The organism is Myroides sp. LoEW2-1 (genome assembly GCF_009767705.1).
GTDB classification, from domain to species: Bacteria; Bacteroidota; Bacteroidia; order Flavobacteriales; family Flavobacteriaceae; genus Flavobacterium; species Flavobacterium album_A.
In genome coordinates this window covers 1-25,713 of record NZ_WSPP01000272.1, presented here as the reverse complement: position 1 = coordinate 25,713, position 25,713 = coordinate 1, and the positions used below count along the sequence as shown (strand labels likewise).

The window sequence follows — 25,713 nt, the reverse complement described above, 5'->3', positions numbered from 1 at the left end:
CTAAAAAAGAGACTGATAAACGAAAAATGACAAATTATAAGTCTAAAACTCGTTTTAATTGCAAGAACTTTTAATCTAAGAGAAAAGTAACGTTTTATATAACACAAAAGAGGGTGACCTTTTGGGACACCCTCTTCTCAATTATAACTATAAATAACTTAAGGGTTCTTATTTTACCTCTTCGTAATCTACATCTTGTGCACCATCAGAAGCATTGTTGTCACCTCCTTGGTTTGGCTGTCCTTGTTGAGGACCTGCTTGTTGTCCTTCAGCTTGTGCTTTGTACATTTCTTCAGAAGCTGCTTTCCAAGCCTCATTGATTTTGTCTAAAGCTGGTTGAATAGTGTCGATATCTTTTGTTTCGTACGCTTTTTTCAACTCCTCTAAAGCACCTTCGATATTAGATTTATTTCCTTCAGATAACTTATCTCCGAATTCTTTTAGTTGTTTTTCTGTTTGGAAAATCATACCATCAGCTTCGTTGATTTTATCTACTGTTTCTTTCGCTTTTTTATCAGCATCAGCATTTGCTTCTGCCTCTTTTTTCATTCTTTGGATTTCTTCTTCAGTTAATCCAGATGAAGCTTCGATACGAATATCGTGAGATTTACCAGTTCCTTTATCTGTAGCAGATACTTTGATAATACCGTTAGCATCAATATCGAAAGTTACTTCGATTTGAGGCACCCCTCTTTGTGCTGGTGGAATACCATCTAAGTGGAAACGACCGATTGTCTTGTTATCGTTAGCCATTGGTCTTTCTCCTTGTAATACGTGGATTTCAACCGATGGTTGGTTATCTGCAGCAGTAGAGAACACTTGAGATTTCTTAGTAGGAATCGTTGTGTTAGACTCAATCAATTTAGTGAATACACCTCCCATAGTTTCGATACCTAATGAAAGTGGTGTAACGTCTAATAATAATACGTCTTTTACATCTCCTGTTAATACACCTCCTTGGATAGCAGCACCAATAGCTACAACCTCGTCTGGGTTAACTCCTTTGTGTGGTTTTTTACCGAAGAATTTTTCTACTTCTTCTTGGATTCTTGGGATACGCGTAGATCCTCCTACTAAGATTACCTCATCGATATCAGATTTAGATAAACCTGCATCTTTTAAAGCTTTCTCACAAGGAATCATAGAACGACGTACTAAATCATCTGATAATTGCTCAAATTTAGCTCTTGTCAATGTTTGTACCAAGTGTTTTGGTCCTGAAGCCGTAGCTGTAACATAAGGTAAGTTAATCTCTGTCTGTGTAGCAGATGACAACTCAACTTTTGCTTTCTCAGCAGCTTCTTTTAAACGTTGTAATGCCATAGCATCTTTACGTAAATCTACTCCTTCAGCAGCGTTAAACTCGTCTGCTAACCAATTGATGATTACGTTGTCAAAGTCATCTCCTCCTAAGTGAGTATCTCCATTAGTAGATAATACTTCGAATACACCGTCTCCTAACTCAAGGATAGAGATATCGAATGTACCACCACCTAAGTCATATACTACTACTTTTTGGTCTGTTCCTTTTTTATCTAATCCGTATGCTAACGCAGCCGCAGTAGGCTCGTTAATAATACGTCTTACTTTTAATCCTGCAATTTCACCAGCTTCTTTAGTCGCTTGACGTTGTGCATCATTAAAATATGCTGGTACTGTAATTACAGCTTCTGAAACTTCTTGTCCTAAGAAATCTTCTGCTGTTTTCTTCATTTTTTGAAGAGTCATTGCAGAAATCTCTTGTGGAGTATATAAACGACCATCGATATCTACACGTGGTGTATCATTATCTCCTTTCACTACATTGTATGGTACAGCATCAACTTCCTTACCAGCTGAACTGAATTTTTCTCCCATAAATCTCTTAATAGAAGCAACAGTCTTAGTTGGGTTAGTTACTGCCTGACGTTTTGCAGGATCTCCAACTTTTATTTCTCCTCCTTCTACAAATGCTACAACTGAAGGTGTAGTTCTTTTTCCTTCTGCATTTGAAATTACTACTGGTTCATTACCTTCCATTACTGAAACACATGAGTTCGTAGTCCCTAAGTCAATACCAATTATTTTACTCATAATATCTTTTATAGTTTATTTTTTACAATTCTTTTAATGAGTTTGCAACTCGCTTACTGATTAGACAATCTTTGTGCCAACAGAAAAAAAAGAACTATTTGTCGGTTTTTAGTCAGTTTTAACCATTTCATAATGCCATAATGTCACTACTTCATTTACTCATCGACTAAATCAATCCTATTTCGTCAGTAATTTACTGACATAAAAAAAGCCAGATTAGAATTTCTAATCTGGCTTTTCTTATCCTTTACCTATATCATTTAATACTTCGTAACACTTAGGTTAGTCAATACACCTTTTCCTGCTGACCCTTCTTGAACTCCCTCTAAAAATACATTTCCATTTCCATATGGATTATTCAAAAAGACCATTGGATAAACCTTATCCCCTTTCTTTAGAGTAAGCAAAGTAGTATAAGAGGTAAACCCTCGACTTTCTCCTGACCCTGATAAAGGAATTCTATAAACACCGCGTCCAATCCATAAATCTTAAAATTACGCACTGTTATTTTTTAACATTCAAGTAAAATGACATACCTTGATACAGTATTTTTAAATGCATAAAATCCGCATATTCTATTGCCTCAATTTGCGAAGTTAAATAGCGTTAGAAAAAGTTGCGGCTGCTTAGAATTTGGCTATCTTCGTAATACTAAAACTAAACAACTTTATGGAATGTATTTCTGTATTTGACATGCTCAAAATAGGTGTTGGACCATCGAGCTCACACACCCTTGGTCCTTGGAGAGCAGCAGAACAATTCTTAAAAGAACTGCGTGAACGCTTAATATTCAACAAAGTTTATCACTTAAGAATTGATCTTTACGGATCTTTATCTCTCACAGGCGTAGGACACGCAACTGACTTAGCAGTTATGTTAGGTTTAAGTGGCGCTGATCCAGAATATGTACCTGTTGAGGATATAAGCAATATTATCACTCGAATTAAAGAATCTCAAACGCTACATTTGGGAGGAGAAATGTATATTAACTTCATCCCTGAAACAGATATTGTGTTCAATAAAAACTTCTTGCCTTTCCACGCAAATGGAATGACATTTACAGTAGAATATGAAGGAGGAGATTCATATGAATCTACTTTTTACTCTATTGGTGGAGGATTTGTTGTAAAAGAAGAATCGGCACATAATCCAGAAAACGATGAGATTAAGTCAAGCTTCCCATTTCCTATAGAAAAAGCTACTGAATTATTAGCCTACTGCAAACAAGAAGAAAAGTCAATTTCGGAGATTGTCTATGAGAATGAAAAGTCATTGCGCACAGAAGAAGAAATTCACAATGAATTACTCCGAGTATGGAACACCATGTTGGAGTGCATGTATATTGGATGTCATACGGAAGGTGTATTACCTGGAGGATTAAATGTTCGCCGTAGAGCATATGATATGCACGTAAAACTCAAAGGTGAATTACCGTATAATACACCAGTTGAATGGCTTGGAACCATAAGAAAAACGAAGGTATACTTCAGACAAATATTAAAGTGGGTGAGCTGTTTTGCTCTTGCTGTTAACGAGGTGAACGCTTCTTTAGGGAGAGTAGTTACCGCCCCTACAAATGGTAGTTCAGGTGTTATCCCCGCAGTACTGATGTATTACTTAGTTATTGAGAATCACAAAGCAAGTGATAAAGAAATTAAACAGTTCTTGATGGTTGCTGGAGAAATTGGGAGTATTTTCAAAAAAGGTGCTACAATCTCTGCGGCTATGGGAGGATGTCAAGCTGAGATAGGTGTATCAAGTGCTATGGCAGCTGGAGCCTTATGTGAATTAATGGGAGGAACTCCTGAGCAAGTAATGATTGCTGCCGAAATCGCTATGGAACACCATTTGGGACTAACTTGTGACCCTATTGGAGGATTAGTACAAGTACCTTGTATTGAAAGAAATACAATGGGTGCTATCAAAGCTATTAATGCGGCTGAACTTGCCTTAGATACTGACCCCAAAAATGCTAAAGTTCCCTTGGATAAAGTAGTAAATACAATGTGGGAAACGGCAAAGGATATGAATACAAAATACAAAGAAACCTCAGAGGGTGGACTTGCTGTAGCAGTAAACTTATCGGACTGTTAATAGATGAAAAGATATATTTTAGCGTCATTGTTAATGACAGTGAACTATATAATGGCACAAGAAAAGTTGTATGTCAATGCGCCCTCTATTGCCTTTAAAGATACTGAATTGACAGTTGAAGCAGGTGTATTTCTCGATGGTAGTACTATAGCTTCCTATGAGGAAACAGATAAGTACTATAAAATATATAGAGATTACGTACCTCCTGTTTACGTAGAAAAAAGCAATAATATACAACTGACCTATAACTCCAAGAGAATACCTTCTCCTGCTCCGATTATAGATAAAGATGAGTACTTAAACGGTCCTCACTTATATACTGTAGTGGCAGGTCTAAAAGTAAGAGAGTATCCTCAACAGACTGCGAAAGTATTAGGCACTGTATTAAATGGTACTCCTATTGTACTATCCTATTTCCCAAAAGATGAAAACGAGTATGTAGAAATTAATTACTTGGGAGAGAAAGGCTTTATTCCCGCTTCTTTTATCGGTAATAGGCCCAATCTTGACCAATTGATTTCACAATACAACGCTGTCAATACAACTGATGAGCAAAAGAAATATGCTGAGCGCATTTTAGAATTAGCATGGAATAGTTCAACAAAGGATATCATAAAAGCTTTGGAAATATTTATTGAATATGCTGAAACAAATGAATTGACCAGTTTAGCCAATCAATCTAAACTACTGTTAGAAATGCACAAAGCCATACCCAAAAAAGGGGGAACCAAGATCGTTGAAAAACTGTATAAGAATAAAGACTTTGGTTTTGTCATCCAAGGAGCAATAGAGCCTCAAGAAGGCTTTGACAAAGAATTTGTGCAGGCTACTATTGGATACTCCTTAGATTCCTTTGACGATTTAGAAGATTGCACATTAGGTGATTATGAGAGTCTATCAAATTTTAATTCAGCCCTATTTATTGTCAATGACTTCAATGAGAAACACAAAGTAAGAGAATTGTCCATGATCAATGCTAATCAGTTTAAAATTAATCATTCTCTCTTAAACGAAAATACCTCTGAAGGGGATTTCTTACAGATTGGCAAAGGATTAATCACGTCATATAATCCTGTCGAGCAGACATATCTTATTGAGCGAATAGGAATGTCTTACAAGTTTCAATTCAAAAATAACAAGTTATTCAAAGTAGAATCTTTTATATCTTGTTAAATCTATTTATTATAAAAGGGTTTAGAGTAAAATAAATTTGATGTTATTGTATTTTATTTACCTTTACAAATCACAATAAACGCAACAAAATGTCAGTAGCAAAAAAAGATTATAAAAAAGTGACAACAAAATCACTTATTGATATGAAAGCCAACGGAGAGAAAATTTCAATGTTGACTTGCTATGATTATTCAATGGCTAAAGTATTAGAAGCAGGTGGAGTAGATGTGATGTTAGTAGGTGACTCAGCAAGTAATGTAATGGCTGGACACGAAACAACATTGCCTATCACTCTTGATCAGATGATCTATCACGCTCAATCAGTAGTAAGAGGAGCAGATAGGGCGTTAATCGTAGTGGATTTACCATTTGGTTCTTATCAATCAGATCCCAAAGAAGCCTTGCGATCTGCTATCCGCATCATGAAAGAAAGTGGAGCACATGCTGTAAAAATGGAAGGTGGAGAAGAAATAAAAGAAGGAATTAAACGCATCCTTGATGCTGGTATTCCAGTGATGGGACATTTAGGTCTTACTCCTCAATCGATCTATAAATTCGGAACGTACACTGTACGAGCGAAAGAAGAACAAGAAGCAGAGCAATTAATTAAAGATGCTAAAATGCTTGAAGAAATTGGCTGTTTTGCAGTTGTACTTGAAAAAATACCAGCAGCATTAGCTAAAAAAGTGGCTGAAAGTATTTCAATTCCAGTAATTGGTATTGGAGCTGGAAACGGTGTAGATGGTCAAGTACTTGTAATTCACGACATGATAGGTCTTACTCATGAGTTTAATCCTAAATTCTTGCGTCGTTATCTAAATATCTATGAGCAAATGAAAGAAGCAGTTGCTCAATACGTAGATGATGTCAAAGCTGTAGATTTCCCTAATGAAAACGAACAGTACTAATTATTAAAAATAACGCATTATCATAACTTAAATATCCTTTTTAAAATTAAAAGGATATTTTTGTTTAAAAATATTACAGATGAAAATTGTTTCTACCCCTGATAACTTACAAGTACTACACGAAGACAATCACATTATTGTCATAAATAAACGCGTAGGAGATATTGTTCAAGGAGATCAAACCGGAGACATGCCTTTAAGTGAAATTGTAAAATTGTATTTAAAGAAAAAATACAATAAGCCAGGAGAGGTGTATTTAGGTGTAGTACATCGCTTAGATAGACCTACTTCTGGTATTGTGTTATTTGCCAAAACTTCGAAAGCTCTAACTCGCTTAAATGAGTCTTTCAAAAACAGAGAAACACAAAAGACCTATTGGGCTATAGTCAAAGATGCTCCTCCAAAAATAGAGGATACTTTAGAACACTTCTTAGTGCGAAACTCGAAGAACAACACTTCTAAGGCACATAAGAAAGAAGTACCTAATAGCAAGAAAGCGAAGTTGACCTATAAGATGTTTCATCAATTAAAAACTTATTCTACTTTAGAAATTGATCTACACACTGGTCGCCATCATCAAATACGCTGTCAATTAGCAGCTATTGGATGCCCTATCAAGGGAGATTTAAAATACGGTGCTGATCGCAGTAATCCTGATGGAGGAATACACTTACATGCACGCCAACTTACCTTTATTCATCCAGTGACCAAAGAGACACTTACAATAGTAGCTCCTACTCCTGATGAAGTAATATGGAACAATATAGAACCTAAATAAAACAAAAGGCTTTTCACTGATGAAAAGCCTTTTAACTTTGTGTGCATTTATATCTGTCAAATTCTTCTAAAAGCAAAGCTAATAGTTTACTCCTCGTTATCTTTAATGCATTTGTAGAAATACTGATTGGAGTGCCGTGGTGTTTACAATTAGACGCTACCATTCTACGCTTCCAAACATTAGCTACCTTTTCTATATATTGCTCAGGATTGCGCACCATAATTAGAATAAAAGTCTCCGAGAAAACTCTTACTTCTTCTATACCTACAATGTCTTCCCAAGGAATTAATCCCGCTGAAACAGCAGTCGCATTATCGAAGACTCCCTCCCTATTAATTACCATACCTGGTTTTGTATCTAACATTTTCTTAATTAGAAAAAACATTACTAAGCTTCCAAATACAATAGACATTGCACCCACAATACCCAATAAGTAGGGATTGCTAAGTAGCATGTGATTTCCTGGAGGAGGAAATGCAACGAACCAAATCCCCAACCCAACAAATACAGCACCTATCAATATCAATAAAACAATCTTTTGCTTGCTAAGCGGAATAACAACTTCTTTATTTTCTTTCATTCTCTTTTTCTTGTAAATGTAGTAATTTAGACGTTATTTAGTTAATATTTAGATGCTCCTACACGATAGGAGTCTATAATAAAGTGTACTCCCATCGATATGAAACTTATCAATAGTCTATGAGTGCACTCTTACAAGACGCCTCCAATACTCTTTAAGCTTACTGTAATTCACACAGATTGATAGTAACCTAATTTCGTTTATATATAAAAAGCTGCTTAGTCGACCTCTAAGCAGCTTCCTATAAATACTCCCTTTGTGCTTGAACAAATCTTTATTTGCAATGAGATTCAAAATACACTATAAGTAAACTCACCCTTATTTATCAGTTGCTATAGGGTTTTCACTTCTTGACCATTCACTCCATGACCCTACATATAACTTTGGTATAGGCAGACCTGCTGACGCAATAGCCAATAGTGTATGACATGCTGTTATTCCAGAACCACAATGCACTATAGTTTTATCCGTATCAAAATTCTCTAGTAATTCTTTGTACTTAGCCTTAAGCATATCAGAAGGTAAAAAACAACCATTCTCATCGAGGTTTGACATAAAAGGAATATTAACAGCGCCTGGGATATGTCCAGCTACCTCATCTATTGGTTCACTAATGCCTTTGTAACGATTAGGTTCCCTAACATCTATAACTAAATAGTCCTCACTCTGTGAATTGCCAACCAGTTCCTTTATTTCTGCAATTGGCAGTTCCCATGAAGTCACAGCGTATTCCTCAGTAGGTTTGTGTACGGTAACTTGATTACTCATAGGTAATTTACTCGATACAGCTGATTGATACCCTCCATTTAATACCTGTACATTGTCGTGTCCTACAGCTTTTAACATCCACCAAAAGCGAGCAGCTGAATTACCGCCATACTTATCATCATAGATAACAACATGACTGCGCTTCGATATTCCTAACTCTTGTAACACCTTGGCAAACTTTTCAACACTGGGTAAAGGATGTCTACCACCGATTGCTGCATCATCCCCTATAGTTGCCAATTGCTCATTTGCATCAACAAATATAGCCCCTTGAATATGTTGCTTTTCATAGTTTTCTCTAGCTTGCTTGTGATTACTCGCATCTACAATAATTAGATTTGAGTATTGTTTTTGTATTAACATGAAAAGCTCGTCTTGCTCGATGATCGGTTTCACTTTCATAAGATACATTTAGATTATTAATAGTTTTCTAATGTAAACTATTTTCTCCTAAAAAGAATGGGAATAACACTATTTTTATACAGGTGCTTAGGACTTAACAATTAACATTGAAGGAGCGTAATTTAACCAACGACTTCTCGTACCAATTAACTTTTTCCAACTGTCCAAACCAATAAGCATTATATCGTATTCTTCAATAAAATCCTTGCGAATCGTTCTTTTTTTGATCACTCGGATATGGTTTGGTTTATACTGTTCAATCAGCCTAATTTGCTCTTTAAAGTCCACATATTGATCTAATTCTCCCATTGCATCTAACACTGTTACTTGAGCATTAGAATTTGCAATCCACTTCTGCGCAAACTTTAATAGGGACAGATCAGCTTTTGTAAAAACTGGCAATATAACTTGATCTACTTTTTGGAAATCTTTATTGATAAAAACCCCTACAGGTACTTTACTGTTATTTAGAATCTGTTCTGTGCGAACATCAAAAATAGATTGTTCAAACAAACGCTCTCTACCAGTTACTTTATTTATTAATACATTCGGATTGATTATTCGAGTTGTAAATCCTAAGATATTACCCAATAATGTCCCGCGATAAATAGAATACCCCATCTCTGTTAAAAATAAATCGCATGTATCTTCATTAATAATTTCGACAATATCTGTTTCGACATCAGTAGACACTTTATATAGTGTATGAACCTCTTGATTAAGCTCTTGCGCTTCTTGAATAATGGGTTCAAACATTTCCTCCTCATAAGCTCCAGCACTATAAGCACTTACCTCTGTACTATCTATTAAGTGCATAGCTGTGATACTTGTACTCAGCTTATTATTACCTACAAAACTATGTGCTAATTTCAACAAATCTTTGGGTTTACTAATGGCATCAAAAAACATGTAAATCTGGTAATTCCCCTTTGCATTGACAATAGACACCTCACTTTCAACTTTATCCTTACCAAAGATAAAGTTGATCAAATCTAACAGTGGCCCAGTCATAAAGGTGGTTGCCAAAGCCATAATAACCATCATAGCAAAGATTTCTCCAGTCAATACACCTAAATCGAAACCTATATTTAAAACAATTAATTCCATAAGTCCCCTGGTATTCATAAGTGCACCTATAGTCAAACTATCTTTCCAAGATATCCCAACAAACTTGGCTGTCAGCGCACTTCCTAAGAACTTTCCTACAGTAGCCACTAGAATAATAACAGCCGTTACTTTCCATAAATAAGGTTCATTTAATAATCCTATCTCTGTACGAAGTCCAGTATAGACAAAGAATAAAGGTAAAAAAAGAATAACAGCTATGTCTTCTACCTTTTCCATAAACATTTCTCTGAATCGAATATTATCAGGCATAATCGCTCCTGTCATAAAAGCGCCAAACAATGCGTGTATTCCAATAACCTCTGTACAATAAGAAGATATAATAAGAGTTAATAAAAAGATTGCAACAAAAGACTTAGACATTCCTTTCCCATTGCTTTGATTCTTTCCTACTTTCGCCAAAAAAGGACGTACAAAACGCAGCATAACAAATACATACACAACTGCTAATACAATAATGTATAGTGAACTCACAAAACTACCTGCTTGTACAATAGCGATTACTGCTGCTAATAAACACCAAGCTGTAATGTCGTCTGCAGCTGCACAGGTAATAACAATAGTACCAATTCTACTCTTGTGCAATCCTCTCTCTTGTACAATACGAGCCAAAACAGGAAAAGCTGTGATACTCATTGAAATACCCAAGAACAATCCAAAAGATAAAAACTCTACTCCATCTGGAGCAAAAGAAGTGAATATAAAATAGGCTAAAATCATTCCCAAAGCAAAGGGGATAATAATACTTGCATGACTGATAAGTACAGCATCATGCGCCTTATTCTTTAATACTTTCAGGTCTAATTCCATCCCTATAACAAACATAAAGAGAATAAGGCCTATCTGACTCAAGAAACTAAGGTTTCCCAAAGAAGCCTCTGGAAATAAAACTGCTGAAAACTCGGGGAAGTGCATTCCCACAAAGGAAGGTCCTAAGGCTATACCAGCAATAATCTCTCCTATAACAGAAGGCTGACCAATTTTCTTACAAAACCAACCAAATGCCCTTGCAACCAGTACTATTGTAACTATTTGAGCTAATAGTAATGCTAATGGATGATGAAGATTATCTTTTAGTGTATTGAGAAAGTTTTCAAAAGGCCCTAACTCAGATACAACCTTAACAACATTGTGCTCCAATGCAGCGCCTTTATTTACCACCCAATACATTGAGCCTAATCCCCCTCCTATTAATCCTAAATACAATAGCGAATTTCTATATTTCTCCATTTTAGTAGTTGTTTTAATTCAAGCAAACATCTACCATTTATCCTTGTATTTCTTATACAATGTAGTGATAAACTATAGTTTTGTAATGAAAGTAGAAAAATGTGTAACAAGTTACATATTTGCTAAAAAATCTGATTTGAAAGCAGCTCCAATAGTAACTAATAAAGGCTTGTTATTAACGTCTAAAATAGTAGTAGTGATTTCATCATAACTAAAGAATTGCACAGCTTTATAAGCAATTATCTCTCGCTTATTAACTCTGACAAATAACCCGTGGGGCAGAACTTCTAATAACTTATCCAGTGAAATATTCTTCAGGGTAATACGCCCATCATTAATTAATAATACTTCCTTATCTCGAGGATCGTCTTCTGAGGTAGTTATCAATAATATATCTTCAAAGTAAATTACTGCTTTTCCTTTATTGGTATTGGAAGTAATAAATAATGGTTTCTCCTCTTTTTCTATACTTCGCATAGCTTTGTGTACAGCTTTTAGCAATCGATCTTTTCGCAAGGGTTTTGTCAAATAATCAATAGCATCTATTTCAAAGGCTTCAACTGCATATTCTTTATAGGCTGTAGTAAATATTATTCCTTTTGTTGGAACAAGCTGAGCTACTGACAAACCATCTATTTGAGGCATATTAATATCTAAAATCAACAATTGATAATTCAACTGTTTTTGTTGTTCTAAAAACACAAGCGGATTATCAAAGACTGCTACAATTTCTAATTCTTGAATTTGTTCACAAAGCATCTTTAAATACTTTAATCCTAAAAGTTCATCATCTAAGAGTATGCATTTTATCTTTGAAGTCATATAAGTTAAGTTTTAGGTGCATTGTATATACTTGTGAATCAAATGATTTTTCTAATTTAAAATAAGAGCCGTAAATTAACTCAAGTCGCTGCTGTAAGGCACTAAGACCAAATCCCCCATGTTCTTTTTCTAATCCCTTTTTACTTGATGCTTTATTGGAAACAATCAAATCAAACTGTCCTTTCTTCATTTTGAACAATACTGAGATAAAAGAGTCTGAACTTTGTAAATCTGCGTGTTTAAAAGCATTCTCGATTAACTCCACACAGATCAAAGGAGCAACCAAGTCCTCATCATATAAGAGTTCTCCTTCTTGTATCACCGAACGAACATCCAATCGAAACAAAGGATTCAGTTTAATCTTATTGATATCAATTAATTTAATTGCAAAATCGTGCTCTTCTCTAAGTGATACAAACTTCTTTTGGCTATCGTACATAATATAATCCATAACTCCTGCCATCTTATCTAATGCATAATAGGTTTGGTATGCAAGGGATTGTACCGAATTCAAGATATTCTTAAACAAATGTGGGTCCAATCTTGACTCTAAAGATTCCAACTGAAAATACTTTAACTTGCTATTTAGGAGATCTTGCTCCTTTTCGAAATACACTCTTGAACGATTAGAGCGAATTAACAAGTAAAGTAAAATACCGATAATAACTAAAAGTAGTATGATGATAATGATAAAATATACATTCATTTGAATCTGTTATTTAATACAAAAATAAGAAGAAGTAAACTTTGAACAAGACAAAATGAATAATACAGTGACGTTTGTCAATTATTATTTCACTCGAGCTAAAATCATGCCCTTTGGCTAATCTCACTTAAAAAAAGACTGCTTAATCACAAGAATCACTAAAAGGGACTTCTCTAATTAGTCCTTTGCGCGATTGACCTATTCAAAAAAACATTAAGGTATGACACCGAATATTAGGCTTTGATTATTTCATTAATATCAAACATCGCACTTATTGTTATCAAAATTAGTAAAAATCTCATCTGATAAACCAACCTATCAACCTAAATGAAATAAAGATTCAAAGAGAGCCGAAACAATCAACTATTGGAATTTTACTTCTACCAATTTTAAAATACAATTACAGCAGTATTCACCAGAGTTGTTTACTTTGAATTCATCGTAGGTTCGATGATATACTTTTCAAAAACCGCTTTATACACTTCATTGCTATTAGACTCATCTAATGCTGTAAACTCCTTGGAATAATTCACTATTGACTTTTCCCCCATCAACAGCTCCCTTACCACGACAGCCTTAGCTTCTATCACAAAATAAAAAGGATCAACAGAAGAATCTCTAAAGCGAACCTCTGCCTTCAAAACCCCATAACCTTCACGAGGCAATTGTACAGGTAGAGCAGAATTAACCAAAGCACTTACACCCTTACTTGTATATACAGTTAGCTCTAAAGGAGTACACAAATCAGCAGTATGACGCAACTCTTCTTTGAGTTGGTAAAGCACTTCTTTTACTTCATACCCTGCTACTTTCATATCCGTTTCTCGTTCTTCTCTTGTATAGTTGTTTTCATCGATAACTATTAAGAAGTGACGGTCTATTTGCTCCACTTGCTCTTTTCTAATCGAAAAGTTTACGCCCTGTTCTGGAGATAACATACTCCTATTTCGCCCAATAAACCCACTTCCTTGACCTTGCAACTCATTCATTTCCAATTCATACAAATAAGTTAACCCTTCTCTATAACTATTTACGTTATATCCTGCTATGCTTACTGTATTTTTTATAAAAGGTAATTTACCATAGCGCTTTAAAAAGTCAGGGGTATTCTCAAAGAAATTCTCAATGTATTTCTTATCCTCAGGCTTTCCTTTGTATTTATCCAATAAAGCATTTATGTTCGTAGGTGCTTGAGCAACTTTGTCTTTGATAAAGGTATCTACTATAGAATCACTTATGCTTAATTCATAAGTAAGTAATCCCTCCGAGAAGGCCTCTTTCTTTATCTCAGGTTTCACCTTACCATAAATCTCAGTAGGTTTTTTACTTTGCTTACAACCTATACACACCACAGCGATAATAAGCACAAGACTAATCCTCTTTTTCATACGCTTTCTCTTTTAATAAGTACGAAAGTACAAAATATCCTTTGTACTCAATTCTAAAAGGCAGCTCAATTGCTTATTCACTGATCTACAATACCTATCCAATGATTAACAATAAAAATATATAACCAATTTCCATAATTGTATAACAGGAATTAATCAATTTAAACGAATTTTGTATGTATAAATTAAGATTATTAGTTTTTAGATATGAAAAAGCAATATAAAGTAAGTGGGATGACTTGTAATGGCTGTAGGACTAAGGTGGAAGAAACACTAAACACAGTTCACGGCGTACACGCTCACGTTTCATTAGAAGATGCACAAGCAGACTTAGAGTTACATCACGACATAGATACGAAAACTCTACAAAAGGCATTGTTACAAAAAGGTAACTATATCTTGCAAGAAATAGTTACAAAAGAAGATGGTACACAAGAAATCCTACCTGCTATCGAAATCAGTGAGGAGGATAAATACCAACAAGAAATTCCCGATAACATGGCTGATAAAGCAGGTAAATACTTCTGCCCAATGCTATGTGAAGGAGATAAAGTATATGACACTAACGTAGGATGTCCTGTTTGTGGTATGAATTTAGAGCAGATACCTGCTGCTAAAATCGAGAAAACAGTTTATTACTGTCCAATGCTTTGTGAAGGAGACAAAACCTATGACGAACCAGGAGATTGTCCTAAATGTGGTATGGCATTAGTTGCCAAAACAATTAGCATAGAACCAGAGGATACTACATACACAGATATGCTTAAGAAACTGAGAATATCAGTTCTTTTTACAATACCTGTCTTTATTTTAGCCATGGGGTCTATGATACCAGGAGATCCAATAGGTAAAGTTGTTCCTCATCACATAAATAACTACCTACAATTGCTACTTACTTTACCAGTAGTATACGCTTGTTGGATGTTCTTTACCAGAGCATGGGTCTCTTTTAAAACGTGGAATCTAAACATGTTTAGTTTAATTGGATTAGGATCAGCTGCAGGACTATTATTTAGCGTTGTAGCCTTATTCTTCCCAAACCTATTCCCTGAAGACTTTAAAGGAGAACACGGAATACACTTATACTTCGAGTCTGTTGCTGTTATTTTAACTTTAGTTCTTGTAGGACAAGTAATGGAAGCTAAGGCTCATAGTAGAACAAATTCGGCAATAAAAGAATTACTTAAGCTATCTCCTACTGATGCTACCTTAGTGACAGAATCGGGAGAAGAAGTAATCGCTCTTGAAAAAATTGTCAAAGGAAATAAATTACGTGTAAAACCAGGAGAAAAAATACCAGTTGATGGTTCTATATTTGAAGGAGACAGTAGTATTGATGAATCAATGATTTCTGGAGAACCTATCCCTGTTCATAAAACTAAAGGTGATAAAGTAGTTGCGGGAACAATAAATGGCAATAGTTCATTCCTAATGATTGCAGAGAAAGTAGGAGATGAAACACTCTTATCGCAAATCATCGAAATGGTTAATAACGCAAGCCGTTCTCGAGCACCGATCCAAAAATTAGCAGATAAAGTAGCTAAGTATTTTGTGCCTACTGTAGTGTTGATCTCTATCATCACGTTCATCTTGTGGAAAACACTTGGACCAGAACCAAAACTTGCATACGCTTTTGTCAATGCTTTAGCTGTTTTAATTATTGCGTGTCCATGTGCATTAGGATTGGCAACACCAATGTCTATAATGGTAGGTATAGGTAAAGGAGCTCAAAATGGTATCCTTATCAAAAATGCAGAAGCACTTGAAACAGCCAATAAAGTAAATGTTTTAATTACTGATAAAACAGGTACTTTAACTGAAGGTAAGCCTTCTGTAGAGAAAATTGTATCCATAGTAGAAGGTTATTCTGAAAATGATTTATTGCATCTAACAGCTTCATTAAATCAAAATAGTGAACACGCACTTGCAACTTCTTTTACCAATAAAGCAAAAGAAAAGGGATTGTCCTTAAGTTCCATTAAAATGTTTAACAACGTGACAGGTAAAGGAATACAAGGAGTTGTAGACAAGAAAAGAATCTCATTGGGGAACAAAGCTTTAATGGAAACTGTACAAGCTGAGGTAAGTAGTGAGTTAGAACTTAAAGTAAGTGCAGAACAAAACTTGGGTAAAACAGTATCTTATATTGCAGAAGACAACAATATTATTGGTTATGCTGTACTATATGATAAAATCAAGGAATCCAGTAAAAAGGCTGTTCAAGACTTGCAAAGTAAAGGTATCGAGGTAATTATGATTACTGGAGATAATCCCAATACAGCCAAAGCTGTAGCAGATGAGTTAAATATCAAACACTTCTTAGCCGAAGCAATGCCGGAGGATAAATTGAACGAAATCAAAAAATTGCAAGAATTAGGAAAAGTTGTAGCTATGGCAGGTGACGGTATTAACGACGCCCCAGCTTTAGCACAGGCCAACGTAGGTATCTCTATGGGTACAGGAACTGATGTGGCTATTGAAAGTGCAGAAATCACACTGCTAAAAGGAGATCTAATTGGTATCCCTAAAGCTATTAACCTAAGTCATGGAGTAATGCGAAATATTAAGCAAAACTTATTCTTTGCCTTTATATACAATTCAGTTGGTATTCCAATTGCAGCAGGAGTACTATATCCTGTTTTTGGAATCGTTTTATCACCGATGATAGCCGCTTTAGCAATGAGTTTTAGTTCTGTCTCAGTAATTACAAACTCACTAAGACTAAAGGGTCTAAAGCTGTAAATCACAGTTTCGTTTGCATAAAATTAAAAAGCCATTAATAGATTATTAATGGCTTTTTATATAGCATAAAGCAACAAAAAAGGTCACTTGTACAAGTGACCTTTACCTTGTCATATCTAGTTAACGATAGAAAATATGTCCCCACTCTACTTTCTATCCCAAATACACAGTAGGATTTTTATTCTTTCTACGAATAGCTTACTGCAATATACAATTTATATAACAATTTTAACAAGCATTGAATAATTTTACCTTTATTTAATTAAAAAAATAGTAATCACAAATATTATTTAACCATACTATTCAAAACACACTAATATTTCACAATACATAGCGCATATTATTAATAATTTGATGAAATCACAATAGGCTAAAACAAAGCACTTCTATACCTTTTAGGTATAAATAGAGCGATGAAACGCGTACGTTTACTGTTTTTCCACTTTATTCAAATTGAAAAAACTACTGCCAATCAGATAAAGTACTGCTAAAATGGTAATCGATTTCCAAAGTATAGGTGAAATGGTAACAGTATAAAAAGGTTGAAAAATAACAATTAATACGATATACGTTAAAACTTCTATTAGCTTCTTGTTCACATGAGAATTGTAAGCTAAAATACCCAAAGACACCATTACAATTAGGCTTACAAAACGGTACAAGTCTGGAGGTAAAGAGAATACTGTAAATATCAATAATACAGCTACTATGATTTTTAAAGCTTTTTCCATGATATTTGGTTTTATAGTTGTTCTATAAATTTAGCCATAAAAAACCTATATATCTAATAATTAACAAGTTAATTAATCCCAAGAATAACAATAAACAAATAAAGTATGTCTTTAGTAACCAAAAGAATGATTGCATTTTAATAAAACTCCTTCAGAATACATTCTATTTAATCAAAAAAAACTTAATATTCTAAATTAAAAAATTAACATTATTACTTACTTCGAAAAATTAAAAGTATCTTTAACAGATAATTATACAGTTTATAAAAAACAAATAGACTTTTTGTCATTCTACACAACTCAAACACGTATCAACATTAGGTTTTAGGGGTTATTAGATAGGCATCTATTGTCAGTATATACGCCTGTGAATTCAACTATATGTAGTAGCCATGAAAAGTAAATTCCGTCAAAAAACAGATTTTTTGTTCCATCAAGTTGTCAACAGTCCCTTATGGGATGACAAAAGTGAAACAATGATTGTCGTTTTTGGTATGGTTTACTATGGATACAGTTTAGGCTTATCAACAACGCAAGGAATGCCAATTGAAGATATAAATACACTGGCAAAGAGAAAATTGCGTACACTAAATATACAGGCCAACTATATAGAAGGAATGATTGATTATGCCTATCAATTAATCCAATCTTCAGAAAATAATATCTATACTACACTGATTGAGTATGGCAAATCGTATGCGAATCACTATGAAATTGACTTATTAGTCTATGGCATCTTCGAATATACAGAAGAAATTAAACTAAACAGATAAAGGCACTTCCTGTTCTACAAGCTCTCTATTGCTATCAAAAGGGTTAATAACTTTTTTATTTATTGTGAAATCGCATTATACTAAATCCCTTTTACCTTTTATCTTTGCAACTGAATTAGGTTACATACCTACTCTTATAAATAAATAATCCGAATATTATTCTGAAATGAAAGAACAGTTAGAACAGTTAGAACAAGTAGTAGTAAAGTATTATAGTGAAGTATTAGAAAAAAATACGGAAGAAGTACTTTGGGGAGTTGTAATTGATGCCAGCAAAGGTTTATATAAAATAGATAATATTCCCTATTATGGACCAGAACTTTCATGTGAAGATGTGGTTTATGCTTCAATACAAGATGCCGACAAAAGGTTGGTAATACAACATATAGAAAGTTATTCGGGCAATAGTACTGTTCAAGTCATTGTCCAAAAAGAGAAATACAATCGAGAAGATCTATACAATGAAATCCTATATGCTAATACAGAAATAGAATTAGTAGATGATTATTACTTTGTAATTAGCATTCCTCTTCAAACAAATTATAAAAACGTATACGCCATTTTAAGTGCATTAGAAGAAGAAGAGGTCATCTCATTTGCTGAACCGATGTTATCGCCTAAACACCAAGCTGATTTACGCACAAAATAATACAAAAAAAGCACTACAGATTGTAGTGCTTTTTTTGTATTATAGGTTCGACTATATTTTGATTCAAACTCTTTAAAACTGGAAGTAAATAAATGGTTGTGGACCTGCAGTAGCTGTCGCGTAAACAACCCAAAATATAAAGCCTAAAAACACAGACTTCACAAATACTGGAGCTGTATTAAACAACTGATGTGGAATTTCCATCCATTTCTTTGGTATAAAATGCCATACAAATGCTATTAAGATTAACAAGAAGGCGTTTTTATATCCATCTATTATCACCATCCAAGCATGTAAATCCCAATCTATTTTACCGATATTATAAATAATATCTAATGCCGTATCAAATGATCTCGCTCTAAAGAAGATCCAACAAAATGTAACAAAATGAAAAGTTATCACTATAGACATAACTTTCCATACAAACGAAGGTTCTTTACCTTTTGCTCTTGGAAACAACTCCATAAAAATCTTATGTACAGCTAATGCTATACCGTGAAGTGCTCCCCAAACGATGAATCGCAAACTTGCTCCGTGCCATAATCCACCAAGTAACATGGTAGTCAACAAGTTGAAATTGGTAAACAAGCTTTTCTTTCTCTCTTTTGAAAACAAAATAGTAACACCAAATACAATTATTGATCCTATGGCTATTAACAACGGAATAGCGCTGGTCTTATAATAGTATATTCCCCAACCTAAAACCCCTACAAAGAAAAGAGAGGGAAAGAAGAATCCTCCAAAACTACCATTTCTATTCCCCCCTACTGTGATATACAAGAAATCCTTTAACCAAGTAGAAAGTGATATGTGCCAACGTCTCCAAAACTCAGTAATTGACGTAGATTGATATGGTACATTAAAGTTCATTGGCAAACGATACCCTAACAATAATGCAATACCGATAGCCATATCTGAATATCCAGAGAAATCACAATAAATCTGAATCGCATACCCATAAGATGCCATTAAGTTCTCAAAAGCAGTATAACTATTCGGCGAATCAAATACACGGTCAACAAAGTTAATAGAGATGTAATCAGAGATAACAGCCTTTTTGAGTAATCCTCCGACAATCAATAATAATCCTTCATTTACATTATCACGTGTAACCTTTATATTTTCATAAATCTGAGGAATAAAATCTTTTGCTCGTACAATTGGTCCTGCAACCAATTGAGGAAAGAACGATATAAAGAACAAGTAGTCTAAAAAGTTCTTCGTTGGTTCGATTTCCTTGCGGTAAATTTCTATTATATAACTGATCGATTGAAAAGTAAAAAACGAAATACCTACAGGCAAGATTATATCATCGATATGAAAGCCAGTTTCAGCAAAGAAATTAACACCATCTAAGAAGAAGTTCGTGTATTTAAAATATCCTAACATTCCCAGGTTAACGATAATACTAACCGTCAACAAAGTTCTCTTCTTCGTCTCGTTTAAAGTATCATTAATTATTTTCGCAAAATAATAGTCCATTAAAGAAGAACCGACCAGTATTAAAAAATACATACCGCTCGACTTGTAATAGAAAAATATAGAAAACAGTACCACATACAATAATCGCACATGGAAAGTCTTCCTCATTAAAATATAGAATAGATAAAAAACGATAAATAACCCCAAAAACAAAGCTGAATTAAACAGCAAAGGCTCCTTTGGATTAAATGTAAACCAATGGATAACATCATCCCATGAAACCGAAGGTATTTCTATATTAAATAAACTCATGAACAACATTATTTCTTTTTCTCACAAAATTTTTGATATGCCTCGATTAAAGCATCAAAGAATAAATCAGCAGAATACTCATATCCCTTCACTGAATAATGTACTAAATCACGAGCTAACATTCCCTGATCTTGCAACTCTTGCAGACCTAAATTTCCTCCCAAATTAAAGTACAAATCCCATACAGCATAGTTATTTTCCAGGCCGTTAATGGTTAATTCATTTGATAACTCAGTTGCTACCGTATTGACATTCCCTTTAGAAAAATAACTCGGAGGTGGGGTTGTTATTAGAACATTTACTTTTGGTAAGTGTTCTTTTACTTTCTTAAGAAAAATATTTACCTGATTTTGAAAATCAGCTGGACTCATTTTGTCAAATGCCTCATTAGTACCCATTGATAAAACCAGCAAATCTGGTTCTAATCCCTTTAACTGTTCAAAGAACAGAGGATACTTTCCGTAATCTGAATATCGAGCGCCATTTACTCCTATACTGTGATATAGCAGTCCCGCTCTATCGTTCTCTAAAACAATTCCGTTCAAATCGTATAACTCCTTCTCCTCATTTGAATAAAAATAGATGCGATTTTGCTCTCTATCAAATGTGAAGTCGTAATAACCTTCTGCTTGAGTAGCATCTACTCTATTAAAAACCTCAGGATTAACCACTACAGGCTCTCTTTCTGGAGTAGGTATAGATAAACTTCTACCTGGGTGAATGGTACTGGTTTTTAACTTATTAATGCGTTTCAAATCAATCACAGAGGTTCCATATCTTCTGGCAATACTCGACAGAGATTCTCCACTCTTGATAATGTGATTTACTTTCTTAGGAACACCAGACTCTAAACTCAATTGTTTATCAGTACTACCTAAATTAAACAATTGATCTTCAGTCGGAGTAAAAACTTTCATGCGCGAAAAACTATATTCGTTATCGCGAATATTCATTTCGATAACTAAGTTTTTATTATTAGTCGAAAGTGCAATCCCACTTAAACCAACGTTAGCACCGTTAACAGGATAAATATTTCTTCTACTTTCCCAGTCTACATTTGATGTATAACGCACGATAGAGTTACCATTCGTCTTTGCCAATCTATAAGGAAAAACAAATCCCAACCCACCATTTCCAAAACGGGATTGCAATAGTTTTCTCATTTTTCCTGTAAAAAAATCAGCTTGAATATGTGAATCGCCAATATGTACAATATTGACCTTACCTTCCTTTAAAGAATCAAGCTCATATAGTTTCTGAAAAAACTCATATAATCGGTCATCATAATATATACGGTTTCCCTCTTCCTGGTCAACAGCACTTATGCTATCAAGATCTGAATCTGAATTAACTTGATACTTAATTAAATTTTCTTGTGCAAAAGCACAAGTTCCCCAAAAAATGCTACTCAGAACAAGAGCAATTTTACTTTTTACCATTCTCAACAGTGTCTACTACAGTTGTATTTTCTTCTTTTTCTTTTTGTTGTAATGAATCAACACTACTTTCTTCTTTTATTCCTTCTTTCTTGTGGCGTTTAGTCCTATACTCTTTATACCCTTCATCTAACTGTTGATAAATCAACTTAGCTATATCTTGTGCTCCACGATGATTGAAGTGAGTATAGTCCTTGTTTGCACGATTAGGAGACTCCTCTACCCATTTAACCATTGAACCATCTCCTCCCATAGCTTCATATAGATTTAAAAAACCTGCATGGTTCTCCATTGCATACTTACGCTGTGCTTTTACCAACGGTACAACTGCTGGGTCAGTTTGCATCTTCATGTCCTTCTTGCTTGACTTATCTGCAGTCGATATTACTAAAATAGCCGCATTTGGAAAACACTGTTTCAAGTGATTTACCACAACTCCCATTTGCTTAGTATACCATCTGTAATCAAGTGAACCATAATTAAGCACATTAGTTCCATAGTGAAGTATAATAAGATTATAATCTAAACTACGTTGAAACTTCTGCATCAAACTCACTCGAAATAAAGACAATGGCAAACCTGAGTTTCCTCTACTTGAAAAGTTATCTACTTGAACACCATTATAAGCACTTACATCTATACCGTAAATAGGAATTGAATCTGCCGATTGAAACATCAACTTGATCTGTCTTAAACTTCTATTTGAAAGTTTCAAACTATTCAACTCACCATTAATAGCTAAGTCTTTTACAACAGTATCTCTATCTATTATAACTTTAACTTTACCCTTTTTATTATTCGAGGCCCCATAATAAAGAGTTGGAGAATTCAAACTGGTCATATTTCTAATATTTCCAGCCTGCAAACTAATCCAAGTGTCTTTTACAGTGTCTTTTATAAAGAATACTTGTCCAGAGACACCGAAGGGTCTCATTGGTCTTTTTACATTAAGAAATGATTGAACTTTCCAGTTTGCTGAATATCTATGAACAATAGATCCCCTTGATTTAGCAGACTCAACATTAATGGGAATATAGCCAACTCCAGCTCCACCATAAGTATCTTGGTAGGTCTTACGCAAATCTTGAACAATCAAATCCCCGTCTGTCATAGAATCGCCATAATATGCAATACGAACGCGCTTGCCTTTGTTGTGCTCTAATTCATATAGTCTCTCAAAGAAGGGCTCTAAATACAACATCCCCTTAAAGTTATCCTCTGATTCTAATGACAAAAGATCACCTTCTTCAATGAGGGTAATATTTCCATCTCCTATAGCAGATGTTAATGTGTCTTTAGAACTGTTTTCCTTCTCCTCTAATGCTTCATCAACTAACCCTTTCTTACTGCTTTCCTTGGCTTGTTCAAATGCCTCTAAAAGCAAACTATCAATTACGACATTTCCAGTTTTAGGAGCAGCTTCAGAAAATATCTTTGAAGGTAAATTCCCCTTAAAAAACAAAAAAAAGCCACTTGCCATTACTAGAATGGCAAATGACTGTATAATATAAGATTTTTCTTTTTTCACAAAAATGTATAATTACATTCGTTCAGGTACGGCAATCCCAAGTAATGCAAAGGCATCTTTAATTACTTCACCTACTTTATGAGATAATTGTACTCTAAAAATTCTTAATACAGTATCTTCTTCTCCTAAGATAGATACAGTTTGGTAAAAAGAGTTGTACTCTCTTACCAGTTCATAAACGTAATTAGCTACTAATGCAGGGCTATGTGTACGTGCAGCATCTTGAATTACAACAGGGAAATCCTCAAGTAATTTCAATAGTTCTTTCTCTTTTACATCTAAAGTAATGCCTGATATCTCCGTCGTGTAATCGAAATCAGCCTTTCTTAAGATCGATTGAATACGTGCGTAAGTATATTGGATAAATGGACCTGTATTTCCTGCAAAATCAACTGATTCTTTAGGATTAAACATCATCCCTTTACGTGGATCTACTTTTAAAATAAAGTACTTTAAGGCACCTAAGCCTATAGTCGTAAACAACTGAGAACGCTCTTCATCTGAATATCCTTCAAGTTTACCTAACTCCTCAGAGATACTCTTAGCCGTATCAGTCATCTCCTGCATCAAGTCATCAGCATCTACTACCGTTCCCTCTCTACTTTTCATCTTTCCAGAAGGTAGTTCTACCATTCCATAAGATAAATGATATAAACTCTCAGCCCAATCAAAGCCAAGCTTTTTAAGAATCAAAAACAATACTTTAAAGTGGTAGTCTTGCTCATTACCAACAGTGTAAACCATACCTCCTACATCTCCGAAATCATTTACACGTTGTATAGCTGTACCAATATCTTGTGTCATGTACACTGAAGTTCCATCTCCACGTAATACTAACTTCTCATCTAAACCTTCATCTGATAAATCAATCCAAACTGAATTATCCTCTTTTCTAAAGAAAACGCCTTGTTCTAATCCTTTCTCTACTTCATCTTTTCCAAGCAAATAAGTATTACTCTCGTAGTACACCTTATCAAAGTCTACACCTAAGTTTTTATACGACACAGCGAAACCATCATATACCCATTGATTCATTGTTTTCCACAACTCTATCACTTCAGGTACTCCATTCTCCCAATCAACAAGCATTTGCTTAGCCTCTTTAATGATAGGAGCCTCTTTCTTAGCATCGTCCTCAGACATACCTTGAGCCATCAATTCTTTGATTTGACTCTTGTATTCTACATCAAACTTCACATAGTAATTACCTACTAACTTATCACCTTTCAAGCCAGTAGATTCTGGTGTATCCCCGTTTCCATATTTTTGCCAAGCCAACATTGACTTACAAATATGGATACCTCTGTCATTGATAATTTGAGTTTTATAAACCTTTTTTCCCGAAGCTTTCAATATCTCTGCTACAGAAAATCCAAGTAAGTTATTTCTAACATGACCTAAATGCAAAGGTTTATTTGTGTTTGGAGATGAGTATTCTACTAATACCGCTTTATCACCAAGAGTAGGTGTTACAAAACCGAAGTGTTCCGCGTTGCGTATAGCATTAAAAAACTCAATATAATAACTATCTGAAACTACTAAATTTAAAAAACCTTTAACTACATTAAACCGTTCTATTACAGATGTATTTTCTACTAAGTACTCACCTATCTTCGTCCCAATTTCTACTGGATTTCCCTTTATTTGTCTTAAAAAAGGAAAAATAACTACAGTAATATCTCCTTCAAACTCTTTTCTTGTCGCTTGGTATTCAACTTTATCTACAGTTGCACCGTACAATTGTTGAATAGCCTTCTCTATCTGCGGAGTTAAAATCTGATTTAATGTCATTTTGATTATTTTTTTTAAAGAAGCAAAGATAATTTAATTTCGCTCATATTGATAAGAGTTGCTAAGGAAAATATAATTTTAAACCATAAACTATTACCTGTAAAACTACTGTTTTAATAGTTTTACTTTTTATTTCACAATATCAATAAATCACTATTAAGTCTTTCTTCTCATATCCTATACCAATAACGTCCTAAACGTTTAAAAAAAAGGTACAAAAAAAGAGAGTAAATTAAGGATCTCAAATTATCTTTGAGTTGCACACCAAAAAACACTCTCTCT

19 protein-coding genes are annotated in these 25,713 nt (G+C 34.3%); 7 read left to right on the top strand and 12 right to left on the bottom strand.

Annotated features, from left to right (window positions below; genetic code table 11):
- Positions 1 to 168: 168 nt before the first annotated feature.
- A complete protein-coding gene (dnaK, locus tag GOQ24_RS14025; protein ID WP_155093474.1) occupies positions 169 to 2,073 on the bottom strand; it encodes a molecular chaperone DnaK in 1,905 nt (634 codons plus the stop codon).
- A 669-nt stretch (positions 2,074 to 2,742) separates the two neighbouring features.
- Between dnaK and GOQ24_RS14020 the strand changes: the two genes are divergently transcribed.
- The 4 genes from GOQ24_RS14020 to GOQ24_RS14005 all read left to right on the top strand — a co-directional run bounded on the left by GOQ24_RS14020 (position 2,743) and on the right by GOQ24_RS14005 (position 7,026).
- Positions 2,743 to 4,167, top strand: coding sequence for an L-serine ammonia-lyase (locus tag GOQ24_RS14020; RefSeq protein WP_155093168.1), 1,425 nt, complete (start codon positions 2,743 to 2,745; stop codon positions 4,165 to 4,167).
- Between the two features lie 3 nt (positions 4,168 to 4,170).
- Positions 4,171 to 5,340 (top strand): SH3 domain-containing protein, encoded by a 1,170-nt coding sequence (locus GOQ24_RS14015; RefSeq protein ID WP_160339983.1) that lies wholly within the window; start codon positions 4,171 to 4,173, stop codon positions 5,338 to 5,340.
- An 89-nt stretch (positions 5,341 to 5,429) separates the two neighbouring features.
- Positions 5,430 to 6,248: a 3-methyl-2-oxobutanoate hydroxymethyltransferase gene (gene panB / locus GOQ24_RS14010; RefSeq protein ID WP_155093170.1), complete on the top strand. Its 819-nt coding sequence runs from the start codon at positions 5,430 to 5,432 to the stop codon at positions 6,246 to 6,248.
- A gap of 79 nt (positions 6,249 to 6,327) precedes the next feature.
- Entirely contained in the window at positions 6,328 to 7,026 is a 699-nt protein-coding gene (locus tag GOQ24_RS14005) for an RluA family pseudouridine synthase (RefSeq protein ID WP_160339982.1), read from the top strand.
- Positions 7,027 to 7,057: 31 nt separating this feature from the next.
- Here the strand turns inward: GOQ24_RS14005 and GOQ24_RS14000 are convergent, their stop codons facing one another.
- The 6 genes from GOQ24_RS14000 to GOQ24_RS13975 form a co-directional block, all read right to left on the bottom strand.
- The gene (locus GOQ24_RS14000) at positions 7,058 to 7,606 is read right to left on the bottom strand and encodes an STM3941 family protein (RefSeq protein ID WP_155093172.1); all 549 of its coding nucleotides are present in this window, start codon (positions 7,604 to 7,606) and stop codon (positions 7,058 to 7,060) included.
- 318 nt (positions 7,607 to 7,924) lie between these two features.
- The gene (locus GOQ24_RS13995) at positions 7,925 to 8,770 is read right to left on the bottom strand and encodes a sulfurtransferase (RefSeq protein WP_160339984.1); all 846 of its coding nucleotides are present in this window, start codon (positions 8,768 to 8,770) and stop codon (positions 7,925 to 7,927) included.
- A 93-nt stretch (positions 8,771 to 8,863) separates the two neighbouring features.
- Entirely contained in the window at positions 8,864 to 11,131 is a 2,268-nt protein-coding gene (locus GOQ24_RS13990) for a cation:proton antiporter (RefSeq protein ID WP_160339981.1), read from the bottom strand.
- A 111-nt stretch (positions 11,132 to 11,242) separates the two neighbouring features.
- Positions 11,243 to 11,953: a LytR/AlgR family response regulator transcription factor gene (locus GOQ24_RS13985; RefSeq protein ID WP_160339980.1), complete on the bottom strand. Its 711-nt coding sequence runs from the start codon at positions 11,951 to 11,953 to the stop codon at positions 11,243 to 11,245.
- Entirely contained in the window at positions 11,919 to 12,659 is a 741-nt protein-coding gene (locus tag GOQ24_RS13980) for a sensor histidine kinase (protein WP_155093176.1), read from the bottom strand. The genes GOQ24_RS13985 and GOQ24_RS13980 overlap by 35 nt, the downstream gene beginning before the upstream one ends.
- Positions 12,660 to 13,084: 425 nt before the next feature.
- The gene (locus GOQ24_RS13975) at positions 13,085 to 14,047 is read right to left on the bottom strand and encodes a hypothetical protein (protein WP_160339979.1); all 963 of its coding nucleotides are present in this window, start codon (positions 14,045 to 14,047) and stop codon (positions 13,085 to 13,087) included.
- 207 nt (positions 14,048 to 14,254) lie between these two features.
- On the opposite strand from GOQ24_RS13975, the gene GOQ24_RS13970 reads away from it, so the two are divergent.
- Positions 14,255 to 16,789: a heavy metal translocating P-type ATPase gene (locus GOQ24_RS13970; RefSeq protein ID WP_160339978.1), complete on the top strand. Its 2,535-nt coding sequence runs from the start codon at positions 14,255 to 14,257 to the stop codon at positions 16,787 to 16,789.
- 428 nt (positions 16,790 to 17,217) lie between these two features.
- Here the strand turns inward: GOQ24_RS13970 and GOQ24_RS13965 are convergent, their stop codons facing one another.
- Positions 17,218 to 17,520: a DUF6804 family protein gene (locus GOQ24_RS13965; RefSeq protein WP_155093179.1), complete on the bottom strand. Its 303-nt coding sequence runs from the start codon at positions 17,518 to 17,520 to the stop codon at positions 17,218 to 17,220.
- A gap of 392 nt (positions 17,521 to 17,912) precedes the next feature.
- Between GOQ24_RS13965 and GOQ24_RS13960 the strand changes: the two genes are divergently transcribed.
- Both GOQ24_RS13960 and GOQ24_RS13955 read left to right on the top strand, forming a co-directional pair.
- Positions 17,913 to 18,293, top strand: coding sequence for a hypothetical protein (locus GOQ24_RS13960; protein ID WP_160339977.1), 381 nt, complete (start codon positions 17,913 to 17,915; stop codon positions 18,291 to 18,293).
- A gap of 166 nt (positions 18,294 to 18,459) precedes the next feature.
- On the top strand, positions 18,460 to 18,942 hold the full coding sequence (locus tag GOQ24_RS13955) for a DUF4265 domain-containing protein (protein ID WP_160339976.1): 483 nt from the start codon (positions 18,460 to 18,462) through the stop codon (positions 18,940 to 18,942).
- Positions 18,943 to 19,014: 72 nt separating this feature from the next.
- Here GOQ24_RS13955 and GOQ24_RS13950 read toward each other — a convergent pair whose 3' ends face one another.
- From GOQ24_RS13950 to argS, 4 genes are read right to left on the bottom strand one after another with little or no spacing between them, the layout of a single operon-like run.
- The gene (locus GOQ24_RS13950) at positions 19,015 to 20,676 is read right to left on the bottom strand and encodes an MBOAT family O-acyltransferase (protein WP_160339975.1); all 1,662 of its coding nucleotides are present in this window, start codon (positions 20,674 to 20,676) and stop codon (positions 19,015 to 19,017) included.
- A gap of 8 nt (positions 20,677 to 20,684) precedes the next feature.
- A complete protein-coding gene (locus GOQ24_RS13945) occupies positions 20,685 to 22,115 on the bottom strand; it encodes a LysM peptidoglycan-binding domain-containing protein (protein WP_155093157.1) in 1,431 nt (476 codons plus the stop codon).
- Positions 22,102 to 23,592 (bottom strand): hypothetical protein, encoded by a 1,491-nt coding sequence (locus tag GOQ24_RS13940; RefSeq protein WP_155093166.1) that lies wholly within the window; start codon positions 23,590 to 23,592, stop codon positions 22,102 to 22,104. The genes GOQ24_RS13945 and GOQ24_RS13940 overlap by 14 nt, the downstream gene beginning before the upstream one ends.
- Positions 23,593 to 23,652: 60 nt before the next feature.
- The gene (gene argS / locus GOQ24_RS13935) at positions 23,653 to 25,431 is read right to left on the bottom strand and encodes an arginine--tRNA ligase (protein ID WP_160339974.1); all 1,779 of its coding nucleotides are present in this window, start codon (positions 25,429 to 25,431) and stop codon (positions 23,653 to 23,655) included.
- Positions 25,432 to 25,713 lie beyond the last annotated feature (282 nt).